The organism is Paraburkholderia sp. MM5482-R2 (assembly GCF_050436125.1).
Lineage (GTDB): Bacteria > Pseudomonadota > Gammaproteobacteria > Burkholderiales > Burkholderiaceae > Paraburkholderia > Paraburkholderia tuberum.
Genome location: NZ_JBNDLP010000002.1, coordinates 2,422,368 through 2,439,023, shown reverse-complemented (window position 1 = coordinate 2,439,023; position 16,656 = coordinate 2,422,368). Strand labels below are relative to the sequence as shown.

Sequence of the window (16,656 nt, the reverse complement as noted above, 5' to 3'; positions counted from 1 at the left end):
AGGTTGGAAAAAGATTAGATGCCATTGAATGACCGATCCGCGTTGCCTGACGATCTGGAGCAGGCGGTGCTCGTGGGGCGCGCGTGGTGCCCCGATATCGGCGCGCCGTGTCCTGTTGCCGTTATCGGTGGCGAACTGGTGGATGTGTCGTCGTTCGCGCTGACGACCAGCACGCTGCTTGAGCAGCCAGGAATCGGCCTTCGGCTGAAGGAGGCCGCTGCGGACCTGCCGAGACTTGCGACACTGGACCTGGTTCTTGCCAATTCCGCCTTCGATCGGCGCGATCCGTCGACTCCTTGGCTCATCGCGCCATGTGACCTTCAGGCGGTCAAGGCGAGCGGTGTGACGTTCGTCGAAAGCCTTCTGGAGCGGGTGATCGAGGAGCGCTCGGGAGGCGACGCGAGCCGGGCCGACGAAGTGCGCGCGCGTGTCATGTCAGCACTGGGCGATCGGCTCGCAAGCGTTCGCCCGGGGTCTGCCGAAGCCGAAGCGGTGCGCCAGGTACTTATTCAGGAAGGAATGTGGTCGCAGTATCTGGAAGTCGGCATCGGTCCCGATGCGGAAATTTTCACGAAAGCGCAGCCCATGTCCGTTGTCGGTACCGGCAGCGAAATCGGAATTCATGAAAATTCGCAGTGGAATAACCCGGAGCCTGAAATCGTGCTGGCGGTGACCAGCCGGGCGGAAATCGTCGGCGCCGCGCTTGGGAACGACGTCAATCTCCGGGATTTCGAAGGCCGGAGTGCACTGCTGCTCGGTAAGGCGAAGGACAACAACGCGTCGGCCTCGATTGGCCCGTTCATTCGCCTCTTCGACAGTAGATTCGGTCTCGATGATGTTCGGGCTGCGGAGCTTTCGCTACGCGTAGAAGGAACAGATGGATATGTTCTGACAGGGGCGAGCTCCATGAAACGCATCAGCCGGGACCCGACAGAACTCGTTGCGCAAGCGATGGGCTCTCACCATCAATACCCGGACGGAATGATGCTTTATCTCGGGACGTTGTTTGCACCGACCGCGGATCGTAGCGTGCCAGGGCAAGGATTCACGCATCAGATCGGCGATACGGTGACGGTATCGAGCCCGCGATTCGGTGCGCTCATCAACACGGTCAACCATTCGCATCGCATTGCGCCCTGGGAGTTTGGGGTCGGCGCACTGCTCGCCAGCATTCTTCGTCGGCATACCGGGAAAGCGGAGTCGTAGTCGCTCCATTGCCCGTGGGTCCGCTGATATTTCATTGACTATCAGCGGACCGGCGGCTGTCAACGCAGTTGTCGCGTCACTTCAAGCAACCTGCTTTAAACGCATCCTCAAACTGGACCGTTTGCGGCTGCACGGTCCAAGCGGTGCCCATATCGGATCTTGCCCGCGCGCGATGCGGCCAAGGATCTATATGAAGCTTGCGCCTCCGTTGACGGGGATCGTTTGGCCCGTGATGAATGCGTTGCCGACGACCATCAGCACGACCTCCGCGACCTCGCTCGCTTCGCCCAAGCGCCCGACGGGCAGCCTTTCTGCGACGTTGGACGCCTTAAGCGGTCCAGCCATTTCGGTGTCGATCGGTCCCGGTGCAACGGCGTTGACGGTGATCCCTTCGCGGGCGAGCCGTGCCGCATAGCCGCGCGTCAAGCCTTCGAGGCCGGCTTTCGATGCGTTGTAGTGAACGCCAACCAAGCCGGGGCCGCGGGCGGCGGCCGACGAGACGTTGACGATGCGGCCCCAGCGCCTCGCGCGCATGCCGGGCAGCACTGTCTGCGTGCAGAGAAACGCCGATTTCAGATTGACGGCGAGCGTTCGATCGAACTCCGCTTCCGCGAGATCGTCGATGTCGACGATCGTCGCGGTGCCCGCGTTGTTCACGAGCACGTCGATCAGGCCGAGGCGGTTTTCCACCTCGGCGATCATCGCTTCGACGTTGTCTGCGACCGATACGTCGGCGCATACCGCGATCGCGCGGCCTCCGGCGCGTTCGATTTCCGCGACGACGTCGGCCGCGTCGTTCTCGCGTTGCCGATAGTTGACGGCGACTGCTGCGCCGGCTGAGGCAAGCGCGATCGAAATGGCGCGTCCGATTCCGCGCGAGCCGCCGGTCACCAAGGCGACACGATCGTTTAAGTTGAGCGAATGAGCTGGCATCGTGGAACTCCTCAGTTGCGGGGGGCAGAACCGGCTGTGGCCTCGTCTGCGAGGCGTGGTGTCGCCGAGCGAGGCGTTGTCGGAAAGCATCCTGGTTTGCCCCCTTCAAAGCGTCTTCGCCGGAGAGTCGCCCTGCTGCTTTCATCGATCTTTCGGCCGTTCTGGCGTACGGATTCAACCGGTCGATGCAACAGTTTGATGAAATCGCTCAGCTGGTGTGTCGAAGTTTAGTGTTTTCCGAGGGCGTTCATTGAGCCGCCTTGCTGCTGCATTAAGCCGGGCCTGTGAGTAGACGCAGAGAGCGGCAAGAAGCATTGGTCGCCGGCAAAAGCGATAGAATGCCCGCTGCAAAAGACAATATTGACGGGGTACACGGCATGGAGCGGCCGGGCGCGCAGCGTTGGCATGAGCAAACGTTTCTAGGTGTCTTTCGCGGACAACCTGAGAAGGAGCAGGCGCTCCTCCGGATATGCTTGGGCACGGTCGTGTTGATCGGCTATATCGCCGTCGCCGCGCTCCAACGCACGGCCGCCGCGTATGACACTCTGGGCGTGGTTTTCGCATACGTGGTATTCGGCGTGGCGACATACGTAGCCGCGGCCGCCGCGACGGTTCGGCCGCGCCTTCGATTGACGGTCACCACCATTGCAGACCAGGCGCTTGTCATGACTGCCTTGGCGCTCGGCGGGCGCGTGGCGCTGCCCTTGCTCTGGGTCGTGTTCTGGTTCCTTGTGGGTGCCGGTTGCCGCCACGGCAAGCGGCCGTTGCTACTTTCATGTGCAGTTGCGCTTGCAGGCGTCGTGATTCTGATGCACGTCGAGCCGTGGTGGAGAGAAAACCTCGCGGTGGGATTGGGCATCATGCTCAGCATCGCGGCGACTTCCGTGTACTTGATGGCCCTCGTGCATCGGCTCGAACGGCAGGCTGCGACGGACCCTCTGACAGGACTCAGCAACCGCACTCGCCTCGAGCAGGCGATCGCTAAAGCGACTGCGGCGCGAGACGACGATAAAGGACAGTCTGTCTTGCTGTTCATCGATCTCGACGGCTTCAAGTACGTCAATGACGCTTATGGGCACGCGGTGGGTGATGAACTGTTGCAGTGCTTCGCCAACGGTCTGCAGACCCGCATTCGCCGCGGCGATACGGTTGCCCGCCTGGGAGGCGACGAGTTCGCGGTGCTCGCCCGCCACGTGCATGGCGACGCCGGCGCGCGCGCGATTGCCGACGGTATTCACGACATCCTTCATGGGCTTCGAGAGATCGGCGGTCATCCCGTCGCCGTATCGGCCAGCATTGGCGTGCGCATGCTCGGTGCCAATAGCGCGGACGGACGTCTTGATGCGCACGCCCTGATGCGCCAGGCCGATAGCGCGATGTATCGCGCCAAAGCGAACGGGACGGACAAAACCTCATTCTTCGATGAGACGGGTGCCGGCGTGTAAGCGGATAGGGTTCCCGGCGGTGCCCTGCTCGTGTTGGCGTGCGCATTTGATGCAGGTGCAGGGCCGCGGACGCGGCCGGGCACGCGTTGCACGACGAAGTGCGCGAAGCGGCCAGCGGGACCGTCGCGCGCTTCGCGGTCGGCTTGACGGATGGCATTTCGAAGCTGGCCGTCCATGCCATTCTTGCTCCTTTGACGCAAAAGGTGTTGAGTGCGGCGCATGCGTGAGCGCGTTCGTGATCACGAAAAAGAAGGTTCGGTTTTTCCGAAGCTGCATTTCCGTTATTTCTGCTTTTTCCTCGACGCCTTCTCACCGTACTCTTGAGCCGTACCCACGAAGGAGGTGTCTCATGCAAGTCCTGTTCAAGTCCCGCGACCGTGAAGCCGTCCGTCTGCGCAGCTTCGCGCGCCAACGCATCCGGTTCGTGTTTCGCCGCATGGACTGGCTGATTTCGAAGGCGACCGTCAGCATGTCGGACATCAACGGCCCGCGCGGCGGACTCGACAAACGCTGCCAGGTGCAGGTGCAGACGCCCGATGCGACGCCTGTCGTCGTGACCTCGATCGCAAGAGACTGGCGCGGCGCACTCGATCTCGCGCTGGCCCGCGCGGCGCGTTCGATCATCCGCAGGCAGCAGGCGCGCATTGCGACTCGGGGTCCCCGTGATTTCGATGCCGTTTACCGGGGTAGCGGCCTCTAGGCGCGACAAGGCCTAGCGGACTGCCCCTAAAACAATGCCGCTCGATTCGTTCTGGAAGGCTCGGATAGCAACGCACCGCTGGGCGCTACCTATCACCGGAGCTTGGCGGCCGCCGGGTAATTCGCTTCCTGGCATTGCCATATCGGGCCCCTCAGTCGGTTGCAACCGGCGAACGCGGCGACGAATTGCCGGGACGTCGCCGCGATAAAGGCGAGATCGATTGTGCGACTGCAGTCAATACCCGCGAAACAGCGTACTGCCGGCTTTCCACCAGCATCCGTTGGTAAAGTAGTGAACGAACGACCGCAGCACTTCAGGAAGAGACGGTGGCAAGAGCTGTTGTCGAATGACAACGGGTCGATGGGCGACCTTTGCACGGTTCCATTTCTCGGCTCGCAAGGCGCGATCGGCCCAATGGAACTATCGCATTGCGATCATCGTCAGCGCAGCTGTCTCGCGGACGACGCCGGCGCCTTCGTCGGGTTCCGCCTGCTGGCATTCCGCCTGATACCAACGCCACCGTTTTGCTGGAGCCTATTCATTTATCGCCGCTGCTCAATTCGTGGTGCTTATGCGAGTGCGTGGCCATCCGGCCGGGTGCGGCCATCGCCACCCACCGGCACGTCCTCTCACGACGACATTCGAACGTCGCGTTCACATCGGAAACGGCCCCGCTAAACGTTGAACAGTTCGCTACGCGCCGCGTCCATGATCATCGCGACAGCCGGGTGGCTGATGTGGCGCTCGATAGAGATTGCAAAAAATTCCTCGACGATCGAATTGATCTGCCCGACTATCGTCAGGTTGTGCTCTGTCTGCAACTGGCTTTCGAGCACGGTTGGCGCGAACAGCAGGCCGCGGCCTTCGCGGCCGAATGCCATGGTCATCGCTCCGTCGTCGAACTCGCCGACGATGCGCGGCGAAATGGCGTGCGAGGCGAGCCAGTGATCCAGCTTGCGCCGCACGGCGGATTCCGTGCCGGGCAGTAGCACAGGCAGCTTGTCGAGCGACATCGGGAAGCGTTTTTTGCTGCCTTGAATCAGCGCCTGGGTTCCGAAGCAGCTTAGCGTCGAACGTCCGAGGCGGTGATTGAACGCCTTGATGTTGACGTCGACGGGAATGGGGGCGTCCGCGATGATCAGGTCGAGGCGGTGCACGGCCAGTTGCGCGAGCAGCGCGTGCAGTTTGCCTTCGTGACAGATCATGCGCAGCGACGCCGAGGCGCTCAGCGCGGGTTCCAGCAGCCGGTACGCAATCGCCTTGGGGACCGAATCCGCGATCCCGACGCGAAACCGCGTTTGCGCACCGGATTCGCTTTCGCGCCGCACAGCGCTTTCGAGTTCCGAACCTAACGAAAATATCTCGTCGGCGTAGTCGAGCGCGAGGCGCCCGGCATCGGTCAGTTCGAGCGTGCGGCCGGTTTTCCTGAACAGCTTCTTATCCAGCGCCTCTTCGAGAAGCTTGATCTGGCCACTGAGCGTTTGCGGCGTGATGTGCAACTGCTCGCCCGCGCGCACGATGCCGCCCGCGCGAGCCGCGACCCAAAAGTAATAGAGATGCTTGAAATTCACGAACCCTCCACCGATTACGGAAAGATACGTTTTTCTCGAAGTATCAACAATAAAAATACGAATTTTATGTTGGCATGAGCTCAGTTAGATTAAAACCTCGCCCCGAAGCGTCGGCGGGCGTTTCATGACAGCTGACAGAGGTGACATATGGCATCGGTTGCAGAATTGCTGCGTGCGAAAGCTTCCCGGACAGTGTGGTCGATCGAGGCATCCGCTTCGGTTTGCAACGCGATATCGATCATGGCTCACCGGGAGGTTGGAGCGCTCATCGCCACGCACGACGGGCGCATAGCCGGCATCGTGACGGAGCGCGATTACGCCCGGAAGATCGTTCTGATGGCACGCTCGTCAACGAATACGCCTGTGCGCGACATCATGTCGACGGCGGTGCGTTATGTCAGTCCGGAGCAGACGACGGACGAGTGCATGGCGATCATGACAGAACATCGGATTCGCCATCTGCCTGTGATCAGGGCAGGGCAGGTGACAGGAATGGTGTCGATCGGCGACCTGATCAAGAACCTGATTTCCGAGCAGGAACACACCATCCGGCAACTGGAGCACTACATCCACGGCAACGGTTTTCACGCCGCTTTTGATGGATCGAAGGCACAACCAGCGGCGAGCTTGCGTAGCTAAAAATATTACTGTTCGTAATGTATTTGCGCGCGCAAATGGAGCGCGTTGCGGGCAGTTTCGCGACTCATCGAAAGAGGTTTTTATGTACACGCAAATCATCAACAAATTACGACTTGCTGCCGGTGCAGTCACGCGCGGGACGGCCGTGCTGGGTCTGGCGGGACTGCTGGCGCTGGGCGCCGTGGCGTCGAACGACGCCGAGGCGAAGCGCGTAGGCGGGAGTCAAAACATCGGGCGGCAGTCGCAGACGGCGTCGCCGTCTGGACAAGCACAGCAAAGCCAACAGGCACAACAGGCACAGCCGGCACAACAGGCCGCGCAGGCGCCTGCTGCGGCAGCGGGTAACCGCTGGATGGGCCCGCTGGCGGGTCTCGCTGCGGGCCTTGGGATTGCCGCATTACTGTCGTCGTTTGGCCTGGGCGAAGGGCTGGCGCAGATGTTGTCGAATGCGTTGCTGATCGGGGCGGTGATTTTCGCCGGCGTGATGCTGTTCCGCTTTATCGCCAACCGGCGTCGTCCGGATCTTGCCTATGGACACGGTCCCGTGAACCGCCAGCAAACGAACGGCTCACGGTTTCTGAATCAGATCCCGCAAGCGCGGCCTGAAGCGAACTTGCGGGGCTGGCCGAACGCGGCGATGGGTTCGACGGGAGCAGCGGACACGGAGAGGACAACGGGACTACCACTCGAGCAAGATCAGGCGGCGTTTCTTGTATCGGCAAAGACCTTGTTCATGCGCCTTCAAGGTGCATGGGACCGGAACGAGCAGGGTGACCTGTTCGAATTGACGACCCCGGAGATGTTCGCGCAAATCAAGCGGGATCTCGAAGCTCGGGGTCGCCAGGTGAGTCATACGGAAGTCACGCAACTTGACGCGGAAGTGCTTGGCACAGAATGCAATGCGGATGAAACGCTGGTTAGCGTTCGCTTTTACGGTCAAATGCGGGAAGACGATGCGCCGACTGCCCAGCCGTTCCAGGAAGTCTGGAACATGGTCAGCGACGCACGTGGCAACCAGGCGTGGCGACTGGCCGGCATTCAGCAAATTGACGGATGAGAGTGTAGTTGAAACCGGCAGCGGCCTGCTGCCGGTTACTCGTTGGGGTGGCGCGCGCCGCGGAACTACCTGAGACCAACCTTTCGACAGCGACCGTGCGTGAGAAAGCCGAGCGCCACTTGCGGAGTGGCAAACGCTGGGCGCATGAGGCGATAGTCGGCCAGTTGCTGCCGCTCGCCCATGCCACTAAGCAGTCGTCTGAACGGCTGGTCCACTCCGATACCTGCCGGATGGCCCGTGAAAGCATCTTGGCCATGGTAGTCACCGGTACCCATCAAGTCATGCGCTCAACGAACGGCCGCTTACGCGCAAACGGCCTTAACCAGGCACCCGCTCTGAGAGACGCGACGTGTCGCTTCGACCGGCCTCATCCACCAACTTCAGAGTTCGACTGGAGATCTCGCCACGCAGGTCAATGGCGACTCTGGAAAGGTTTGCGCAGGACACGACGCGCGCGCTCAGTCCCCGAGAGGCCGGCCCACGGGTGTGACGTATGGCTACCAGTCAATGAAAACAGTGCGTCATGAGCGGTCCAAGGATGGCGACCTTGCTTCCAGTGTCAACGGTGCGTTCAGTTGATGTCGGGGTGTATCAGTAAACTCTTTCCGATAGGCCGCGGGAGTCGTCTTTTTCAGCGCGCGAAATTGACGGTTGAAATTGGCAACGTTGGGAAATCCCGAATGCGCGGCGATAACCGACACGGGCCATGAGGTGTCTGCGAGCATTCGGCATGCGTGACCTATTCGCACACGGTTCACATACTTCCCAACACTTTCGCCGATATGCTGAACAAAATATCGATTGAGTGTGCGCTCTGAAAGGGTCGCGGCGGCGGCTAATTCCGTGAGTGTCAGCCGTTCGGCAAACCTTGCCTCGATAACCGCTAACGCCCGATTTATCCGCTCCGGCTCGTGGCCGGACGGCCGCCCCACGTTGTTCTGATCGAATGCGTTGGGGGACGCGAGTGGCCGTGCTTCCTCATCGGCCAATGTGCACAGGATGTCCAGCGCAACGCTGAGTCTCTCTCTGGGAGACACAGACAAAAGACCCTCGAGTCGGCTACGCACCGTTGCCCCGGCTTCCGCTCTGAACGCAAGGCCGCAGGCAGCGCGTCGCAGAAGCCGATGAAGTGCTTCGTACTCGGGGCAGCAATCTGCCAGTCGTCGCGCCCAGTCGCCTTCGAACCAGATGACGATAGCGACCTGCGGGGCGCTGCCGTCGATCGAACGGTTCGACGACCAGGTATGAGGCAAGTCCGGCGGGACGAGCACCAGGTCGTCGCCCTCGTACCCGGCGATCGAGTCACCGATGTAGCGCTTGCCACGGCTATTCATCGTCAAGGTGAGTTCATATTCCGGGTGATGGTGCCATTCGAACGGAATACGCGGAAGCTTCCGGTAATAAACCCGCACGGAGCATCCGGCGCTCATCTCGACATGTTCGTATAGAGGCTTCATGGCTGGAATCGCAAAGAAGTTGACCTTATTGTATCACCCGTCCATCCTGGCCCAGGCTAAGCTTCAGTCATCAAAGAACACCAGGAGACGCCACCATGGAATCCCTTCACATCGACGATTTGCCGACCGCTATTCGGGCGGTCAAAAAGCTGTTGCGCGCCGGCCTTCCGAACTATAAGGAAGTATTCCAGCAGGTCGAAGCTGAAATTCAGCGCAACGTCGCTACCATCGTGGAGCAGCGTGCCCGCGGTGAGTCCGTCATTCCTGAAATCCAGTATGCGGATATCGCGGCTGACCGGGTGAGCGCCGCGCAGATCGCATCGATCAAGGATCGAGGAGCCTGCGTCGTCCGGGACGTGTTCAGCCGCGAGCGCGCTGAACGGTGGGACGCGCAGGTCGCTGAGTATGTCGAGTCCAATGACCTCGATGAAAAACTCGCGCATCGTGCAGAAGACAGGTACTTCGGCAACCTCGCTTCGAGCAAGCCCCAGATCTATGGCATTTACTGGTCGAAGCCTCAGGTCGAAGCGCGCCAGGCGCCCGAACTCACTCAGACGCGCGTCTTTCTGAACCGCCTCTGGAAACACGACAGTGAAGGGCGCGTTCATTTCGATCCGGACCGCGTTCCAGTGTACGCGGACCGGCTGCGGCGTCGCCCCCCCGGCTCGGAGTCGCTCGGGCTGTCTGCTCATTGCGACGGTGGGTCAGTCGAACGTTGGCTTGACGACAATTTCCGGCGTGTCTATCGACACGTGTTTAGTGGCGACTGGCGCCGCTACGACGCGTTCGATGCCGCGTATCGCCCCGAGGCGAGAGAGATTCCGTCACCGACCGTCTGTTCGATGTTCCGTACTTTCCAGGGCTGGACAGCGCTCACTGCGCAAGGTCCGGGAGACGGCACGCTTCAGCTTGTGCCAATTGCCAACGCCATGGTGTATGTGTTGTTGCGCGCTCTCCAGGATGACGTGCCAGACGACGACCTGTGCGGCGCATTACCTGGCCGCGCACTTTCGATCAAGCGGGAGTGGCATGGTCCGCTTCAAGAAGCGTTGTCCTCCATTCCACTGATGCAGGCAGGGGACACCGTCTTCTGGCATAGCGACGTGATTCACGCGGTCGAAGATGCCCATCGTGGCAAGGGCTACAGCAACGTCATGTACATATCGGCTGCGCCAGCGTGTGCAAAGAACGACGCCTACCTTAAACGCCAGCTGCCGACCTTTCTCAACGGAGATAGCCCGCCGGACTTTCCTGCGGACAATTTCGAAGTCGACTTTGTCGGACGTGCGGCGGAGACAGACCTGACTGAACTCGGCAAGGACCAGATGGGCTTTACGCTGTGAAACGCGGTCGCTGGGGGCTGAAAGGCAATCCACTGATTCGTAGGCGGGTAGCCTGGTCGGTTCGGGGTTAGCCAGACAGCCCGACACGATCCGGCCAGGCCCTCTGGCTGACGCGCGATGCATCAAGGGGGCAGAAGTCTATTGCCGCTGGCCTGCAACGCGACGTTCTGTGCGGGTGGGATCGACGGAAAGATGCGGGTGGCGCCCCGCGGAGCCCACGCTTGATTCCCTGACGACCAGCTGCGGAATGGCGAAGTACTGCACGGGTGGTTCTTTTCCGTCCGCCGCTGGATCGAGCCTGGCCAGCAGCGTCTCACTCGCGATCGTGCCGAGTTTGTCCGCTCCAGCGGAAAGAGTAGTGAGTGGCGGATTGGTATGTTCTGCCGCCACCACATTGTCACAGCCAACGACCGCGAGCGCCTTGCCCGCACGTTTGCCCATTCGGTCCAGTTCATGCAACACGCCAAACGCAACCTGGTCGTTATAGCAAACCACCGCCGTCGGACGAGGCCGCATCTCGAAGATGGAGCGGACAGCCTTGCGACCGCCCTCCGGAGTCAGTTCAACGTCGATGATCCACTCGTCGGCGACAGGCAGGGCATGACTGGCCATCGCCGTGAGGTAGCCCTGCCTGCGCTGGTTCGCAACCGCATACCCCGTTCGATTGCCGGCGAATGCGATACGTGTGTGGCCCTGAGCAACCAGATGTTCCGTCGCGAGAGCGAATCCAAAGCTGTTGTCGACTCCGACCGTGTCGACATCCGTGCCCATCGGTCGCATGACAAGGACAAGTGGAATTCCCCAGGACTTGATCTCGTCCGGCAGTTGCTCAGGTGTTCCCAGCGCAGGAGACATGATCAGGCCGGCCACATTCTGCTCACGCATCGATTGCAGAACACGGGTCTGGGTCGCGACGTTTTCGGCAGTGTGCGCCATCAGCGTCGTGTATCCGGACTGCGCGAGTACCCGCTCGATGGCGACGAGCAACTCGACAAAGAAGGGGTTAGTCAGATCATTAATGACCATCCCGACGATGGTACTTCGGGTCCCGCGCAGATTTGCTGCGCCGCGGTTATAGACGTAGCCGAGGAGGTGTGCCGCCGCCCGAACTTTGTCGGCCGTCTCCGCCTTGATTTTTGGGCTCTGTTGAAGGACCAGCGAGACCGTCGACTTGGATACCCCCGCAGCCGCTGCAATGTCCTGAATCGTCGGAACTGTTTTCATGTTGCTTTGCACAATTGGAACGTTCCAAAAAGTATTTGACACGGTGAAATGAGTCTACTACAGTTTGTTGGAACGATCCAATAAACGCTAGTTGGAACGTTCCAACGGAGAGAGACAATGACTTCCAAGATTCGCTGGGCGCTAATCGGCGCCAGCACGATAGCCGACGAGTGGATGGTCAACGCGATCCGGTCGCAGCCGGACGGCACGATCGAAGCGGTCGTCAGCGGCAGCGCCGGGCGCGTCCGCGAGTTCGCCGACAAGCATCGGATTTCAAAGTCCGGCACGAACCTCGATGAGATCCTCGCCGATCGCGACATCGACGCGGTCTACATCAGCAGCACGAACGAAAAACACCTGCCTCAGGTACTGGCGGCTGCCGCTGCCGGCAAACACGTGCTCTGCGAAAAGCCGCTTGCGCTCTCAGAGGCTGACGCGAGCCAGATGATCGAGGCGTGCGCCGCCCACCAGGTTGTCCTTGGCACGAACCATCACCTGCGGTGTGCAGCGACACACCGCCGTCTGCGTGAACTCATCCTTTCCGGTGCGGTTGGCACGCCGCTTTACGTGCGAGTCTTCCACGCGGTCTCACTACCGCCGCACCTCCGCGGCTGGCGAATCGAGCGCCCTGATGCGGGCGGCGGCGTCGTGCTCGACATCTCCGTGCACGACGCCGACACCCTTCGCTTCATTCTGGATGCAGAACCCGTCGAAGTGAGCGCGATGACCTCGTCCGGAAGCATGGGTACCCAAGGCCTCGCCGACGGCGTGATGGGAATCATCCGGTTCAGTAACGGCGTGCTTGCCCAGATTCACGACGCGTTCACCGTGCCGTACGCGCCGACCGGCCTCGAGGTCCACGGGACCGAAGGCTCGCTCATCGCACGTGACGTGATGACCCAGCGCGCCGTCGGAGAAATCGAGCTGCGTTCAGCAGCAGGTTTCGAAATCATCGAGGTCGTCCATCAGGACCTTTATGTCAACGCGGTCGCCCAGTTCCATCGCGCTGTTCTCCTCGGTGAGGATCCCGCAGCCACTGGCCGGGACGGATACCGGTCACTGGTTACCGCGCTTGCGCTTGAAGAGTCGGCTTCAACCGGTGCACACGTCGCCGTCCCGCAGCAGTTCGTGCGCTGAGTCAGTTTGAGGAGATCTATTGTGGGTTCCAGCAAAGTTATTTCGATGGCGACTGCCGCAGGCCTGATCAACGATGGTGACGTTGTGACCGTCAGTTCGTCGAGTGGCCTTGGCTGCCCCGACGCCATGCTGGCGGCGATCGGGACGCGCTTTGAAACCGAAGGCCATCCCCGACAACTTTCGCTGCTGCATCCGATAGCAGCTGGCGACATGTATGGCGTCAAAGGCGTTGATCATCTGGCGAAGCACGGTCTTATCAAGTCGATCATCGCCGGTTCGTTTCCCAGCGGCCCATCGAGTCTACCGATGCCCGACATCTGGCGGATGGTGGTCGACAATGAAATCCGCGCATACAACCTGCCGAGCGGTGTGATGTTTGACATGCATCGGGACGCGGCCGCGAAGCGCCCCGGCGTCCTCACCAAGGTGGGGCTCGACACTTTCGTCGATCCGGACCGGCAGGGCGGCGCAATGAACAGTCTCTCGGAATCCGAGCCGATCGTGGACAAGGTCACGTTCGCGGGCGAGGAGTGGCTCTTCTTTCCGAATATCGTGCCGCGCGTCGCTATCGTGCGTGCCACCACAGCGGATGAGCGGGGCAACCTGTCTTACGAACACGAAGGCGCGCTGCTCGGCGGCCGCGACCAGGCGCTTGCAGTGCGTAACAACGGCGGCATTGTCATCGCCCAGGTCAAGCGAGTCGTGAAGGCAGGGTCGCTCGGTACGCAGCAGGTGCATATTCCGTGCAACCTCGTTGACTACGTGGTCGTGGACCCCGAGCAGAAACAGACGACGCAGATCGAATACGACCCGGAGATCAGCGGCGAAATCAAGGTTCCGGACAGCGAATTTGCATTTGCCGACTGGAACGCGGAAAAGGTAATCGCGCGCCGCGCGGCGATGGAAATCGCGGACGGAGACGCGGTGAATCTCGGCTTCGGCATTTCGGCCAACGTTCCGCGCATTCTCCTTGAAGAAGGACTCAACGGCCGTGTGACGTGGGCCATCGAGCAGGGTGCGGTGGGCGGTATGCCGCTGCTCGGCTTCGCCTTCGGTTGCTCGGCAAACGCCGACGCGATCATGCCGTCGCCTTCGCAGTTCATCTACTTCCAGGGAGGCGGCTTCGATGTTTCGCTGCTGTCGTTCCTGCAGATCGACCGCAACGGCCACGTGAACGTCTCGAAGCTGCCCAGCAAGCCGTACCTGACTGCCGGATGTGGCGGCTTCATCGACATTACGACGCACGCGAAGAAGCTCGTCTTCTCGGGATTTTTCACGGCCGGCGCGAAGCTGGAGGTCGGTCACGGACGGCTGACGATCCTTCAGGAAGGCAAATCGAAGAAGTTCATCGGCGACGTCGACCACGTCACGTTCAGCGGCCGCATGGCGCAGCAGCGTGGTCAGCAGGTGCTGTATGTGACTGAACGCTGTGTGTTGCAGCTTACGAAGCAAGGTCTTGAAGTGATCGAGGTGGCGCCCGGCATCGACCTGAACAGGGACGTGCTTGAGCAGGCGGACTTTCCTTTGATTGTTTCATCGGAACTGAAGACCATGAATGCCGCGATTTTCAGCGAATCGCCGTACGGCCTGCAACTCAGGGAGGCACGTCGTGGCTGATATCGATGGAATCCAGTTTGAGCGCAGCGGCGCAGTCGCTGTTGTCACGTTGAACCGCCCCGAGAAGCTCAATGCCTTGACCCCACTGATGCTGATGCGTCTGGAGGCGGTCGCCGCTGAACTTGATACGTGGACCGATGTGCGCGCCGTGGTCCTGACGGGTTCGGGAACGAAGGCTTTCTGCGTGGGTGCGGACATCAATGAATGGTCCGCGCTGACGCCACTTGATATGTGGCGTCAGTGGGTACCGCGCGGTCACAGGGTCTTTGATCGTTGGGCTGCGCTTCGTGCACCGGTCATCGCCGCGATCAATGGACACGCACTTGGAGGCGGGCTGGAGCTCGCCGCGGTCGCGGACATCCGGATTGCAGAACCTGCCGCGACCTTCGCCCTGCCAGAGGCGGGTATAGCGACGTGCCCGGGCTGGTCTGCCACACAACGGCTTGTCTCGGTCATTGGGGCGAGCAGGGTAAAGATGCTCGCGCTCACCGGCAGGCGCATCGACGCCGCGCGCGCTCACGAAATTGGTCTGATCGACGAAGTGGCGTCAGCGGGCGGCGCATTGAACGCCGCGCTGGAGATGGCCGAACAGATCGCACGTCTCGCGCCCGTGTCGGTGCAACTGACCAAGCAACTGGTGAACGCGGCAAACGGCGAGGGTGCTGCGGCCACCCTCGAGGCGATGGCGGGTGCATTGGCGGCAACCACTGCGGATGCGCGTGAGGGAATGCTGAGTTTTCGCGAAAAGCGGCCGGCGAACTTTGAGGGTAACTGACATGACGACTGCAAACATGAATCCGGAACTGGCGCCCTTGCTTGTGGCGTCTCATAAGACTGACTTCGAGGTGTATCACGGTCGCCTCTACATCGACGGGCAGTGGCGCGAGGCTGGTGGCGGCGAACGTGTCGAGCGGCTCAGTCCGGCTCACGGCGAGCTGGTCAGCACCTATGCCGTGGCGACGCCCGAGGACGTCGACGCGGCAATTGATGCGGCCCATCGTGCATTTCACCACGGCCCCTGGCCGAAGATGAAGGGAGCGGAGCGTGCCCGCGTGCTGCTGGCGATCGCGGATGGCATCCAGGCCCAGATCGAGCGGTTTGCGCTAATCGAATCGCTGGAGAACGGCAAGCCGCTCACCCAGGCGCGCGCGGAGGTCGCCGGTTGCGTCGATCTGTGGCAATACGCCGCGAGCCTCGCCCGCACCACCAGCGGTGACGCCTACAACACCTTGGGCGAGGACATGCTTGGACTGGTGTTGCGTCAGCCGATCGGGGTGGTCGGCATCATCACGCCGTGGAATTTTCCGCTGTGGATTTTGTGCCAGAAACTGCCATTCGCGATGGCAGCGGGCTGCACATGCGTGATCAAGCCCAGCGAACTGACGTCCGGCACGACCGTCATGTTGATGGAGATCCTTGAAAAGGCAGGCGTGCCAGCCGGGGTCGCGAATGTCGTAACGGGCAAGGGCTCACGCGTCGGTCAGCCTCTCGCCGAGAGTCCACGGGTCGACATGCTCTCGTTCACGGGTTCGACCCATGTGGGGTCGATGCTCGCCGGGGTGGCCTCAAAGAAACTCAAGAAAGTCGCCCTGGAACTGGGCGGCAAGAATCCTCAGATCGTTTTCCCGGACTGCGACTGGGATGCAATGGTCGACGCGGTCGTGTTCGGCGTGTACTTCAACGCTGGGGAATGCTGCAACAGCGGTAGCCGGGTTCTCGTGCATGAGTCCATCGTGGAGCGGTTTGTCGCTGTTGTTATCGAGCGTGCCCGCGAAGTGCCTGTCGGCGACCCGCTTCATCCTGATGCAAAGGTAGGCGCGATCGTCAGCGAACAGCAGATGAACGACATCCTCGGTCATATCGAGACCGGTGTCTCGGCAGGTGCGAAGGTGCGTCTTGGCGGCGCGCGTTACGTAAGCGCTAACGGCCTTTATCTGCAGCCGACTGTCCTGACCAATGTCACGGCAGACATGGGTGTCGCTAGAGAGGAAATTTTCGGCCCTGTCTTGAGTGTCATCGCGTTCCGCGATCTGGATCATGCCATCGAAATCGCAAACGACACCGCGTACGGCTTGTCAGCCGCGGTGTGGAGCAGCGATATCGATACTTGCCTGAAGGTCGCACGCGGTGTCGACGCAGGGACGATCTGGGTGAACACCTTCCTCGACGGATATCCGGAACTCCCGTTTGGCGGATTCAAGGCGAGCGGCGTCGGCCGCGAACTCGGCAAGCAGGCGGTTGAGGACTATACGGAGACGAAGACAATTCAACTGCATATCGGAGAACGCAAGAACCTTTGGCTGCCGGCGAAGAAATAGCAGGCAAGA

14 protein-coding genes and 2 pseudogenes are annotated in these 16,656 nt (G+C 61.0%); 11 read left to right on the top strand and 5 right to left on the bottom strand.

What is annotated here, in order from left to right:
* Positions 1-18 precede the first annotated feature (18 nt).
* Positions 19-1,206, top strand: coding sequence for a fumarylacetoacetate hydrolase family protein (locus OKW37_RS14100; protein ID WP_429405815.1), 1,188 nt, complete (start codon positions 19-21; stop codon positions 1,204-1,206).
* A 186-nt stretch (positions 1,207-1,392) separates the two neighbouring features.
* Here the strand turns inward: OKW37_RS14100 and OKW37_RS14095 are convergent, their stop codons facing one another.
* Complete coding sequence (locus OKW37_RS14095; RefSeq protein ID WP_429403996.1) at positions 1,393-2,139, bottom strand: SDR family NAD(P)-dependent oxidoreductase; 747 nt, start codon at positions 2,137-2,139, stop codon at positions 1,393-1,395.
* Positions 2,140-2,313: 174 nt separating this feature from the next.
* A pseudogene (locus OKW37_RS14090) lies at positions 2,314-2,430 on the bottom strand (IS30 family transposase); the annotation flags it as partial.
* Positions 2,431-2,477: 47 nt separating this feature from the next.
* Between OKW37_RS14090 and OKW37_RS14085 the strand changes: the two are divergent.
* From OKW37_RS14085 to OKW37_RS14075, 3 genes and pseudogenes are all read left to right on the top strand, one after another.
* Positions 2,478-3,584, top strand: a complete 1,107-nt coding sequence (locus tag OKW37_RS14085) for a diguanylate cyclase domain-containing protein (protein ID WP_429405817.1) — start codon at positions 2,478-2,480, stop codon at positions 3,582-3,584.
* A gap of 77 nt (positions 3,585-3,661) precedes the next feature.
* Positions 3,662-3,772, top strand: a pseudogene (locus tag OKW37_RS14080) (LysR family transcriptional regulator); the annotation flags it as partial.
* 161 nt (positions 3,773-3,933) lie between these two features.
* Positions 3,934-4,284 carry an HPF/RaiA family ribosome-associated protein gene (locus OKW37_RS14075; protein WP_184066411.1) on the top strand — a complete coding sequence of 117 codons (351 nt, stop codon included), beginning with the start codon at positions 3,934-3,936 and terminating at the stop codon, positions 4,282-4,284.
* Between the two features lie 674 nt (positions 4,285-4,958).
* Here OKW37_RS14075 and nhaR read toward each other — a convergent pair.
* Positions 4,959-5,855, bottom strand: a complete 897-nt coding sequence (nhaR, locus tag OKW37_RS14070; RefSeq protein ID WP_018419936.1) for a transcriptional activator NhaR — start codon at positions 5,853-5,855, stop codon at positions 4,959-4,961.
* 147 nt (positions 5,856-6,002) lie between these two features.
* Here nhaR and OKW37_RS14065 point away from each other — a divergent pair, with 147 nt between their 5' ends.
* Both OKW37_RS14065 and OKW37_RS14060 read left to right on the top strand, forming a co-directional pair.
* Positions 6,003-6,494: a CBS domain-containing protein gene (locus OKW37_RS14065; RefSeq protein WP_429405819.1), complete on the top strand. Its 492-nt coding sequence runs from the start codon at positions 6,003-6,005 to the stop codon at positions 6,492-6,494.
* A gap of 82 nt (positions 6,495-6,576) precedes the next feature.
* The gene (locus OKW37_RS14060; RefSeq protein ID WP_429405821.1) at positions 6,577-7,551 is read left to right on the top strand and encodes a Tim44 domain-containing protein; all 975 of its coding nucleotides are present in this window, start codon (positions 6,577-6,579) and stop codon (positions 7,549-7,551) included.
* 521 nt (positions 7,552-8,072) lie between these two features.
* Here OKW37_RS14060 and OKW37_RS14055 read toward each other — a convergent pair.
* Positions 8,073-9,008, bottom strand: a complete 936-nt coding sequence (locus OKW37_RS14055) for a helix-turn-helix domain-containing protein (RefSeq protein WP_429405823.1) — start codon at positions 9,006-9,008, stop codon at positions 8,073-8,075.
* Between the two features lie 95 nt (positions 9,009-9,103).
* Here OKW37_RS14055 and OKW37_RS14050 point away from each other — a divergent pair, with 95 nt between their 5' ends.
* A complete protein-coding gene (locus OKW37_RS14050) occupies positions 9,104-10,351 on the top strand; it encodes a DUF1479 domain-containing protein (RefSeq protein WP_429353555.1) in 1,248 nt (415 codons plus the stop codon).
* A gap of 138 nt (positions 10,352-10,489) precedes the next feature.
* Here the strand turns inward: OKW37_RS14050 and OKW37_RS14045 are convergent, their stop codons facing one another.
* Entirely contained in the window at positions 10,490-11,575 is a 1,086-nt protein-coding gene (locus OKW37_RS14045; RefSeq protein WP_429405825.1) for a LacI family DNA-binding transcriptional regulator, read from the bottom strand.
* A gap of 117 nt (positions 11,576-11,692) precedes the next feature.
* Between OKW37_RS14045 and OKW37_RS14040 the strand changes: the two genes are divergently transcribed.
* Genes OKW37_RS14040 through OKW37_RS14025 form a run of 4 tightly spaced genes read left to right on the top strand, consistent with a single transcriptional unit; the run spans position 11,693 to position 16,647 of the window.
* Complete coding sequence (locus OKW37_RS14040) at positions 11,693-12,712, top strand: Gfo/Idh/MocA family protein (protein WP_429405827.1); 1,020 nt, start codon at positions 11,693-11,695, stop codon at positions 12,710-12,712.
* A 45-nt stretch (positions 12,713-12,757) separates the two neighbouring features.
* Positions 12,758-14,329, top strand: coding sequence for an acyl CoA:acetate/3-ketoacid CoA transferase (locus OKW37_RS14035; RefSeq protein WP_429405830.1), 1,572 nt, complete (start codon positions 12,758-12,760; stop codon positions 14,327-14,329).
* The gene (locus OKW37_RS14030; RefSeq protein ID WP_429405831.1) at positions 14,322-15,104 is read left to right on the top strand and encodes an enoyl-CoA hydratase/isomerase family protein; all 783 of its coding nucleotides are present in this window, start codon (positions 14,322-14,324) and stop codon (positions 15,102-15,104) included. Before OKW37_RS14035 ends, OKW37_RS14030 begins: the two co-directional genes overlap by 8 nt.
* Positions 15,105-15,120: 16 nt before the next feature.
* Positions 15,121-16,647, top strand: a complete 1,527-nt coding sequence (locus OKW37_RS14025) for an aldehyde dehydrogenase family protein (RefSeq protein ID WP_429405833.1) — start codon at positions 15,121-15,123, stop codon at positions 16,645-16,647.
* Positions 16,648-16,656 lie beyond the last annotated feature (9 nt).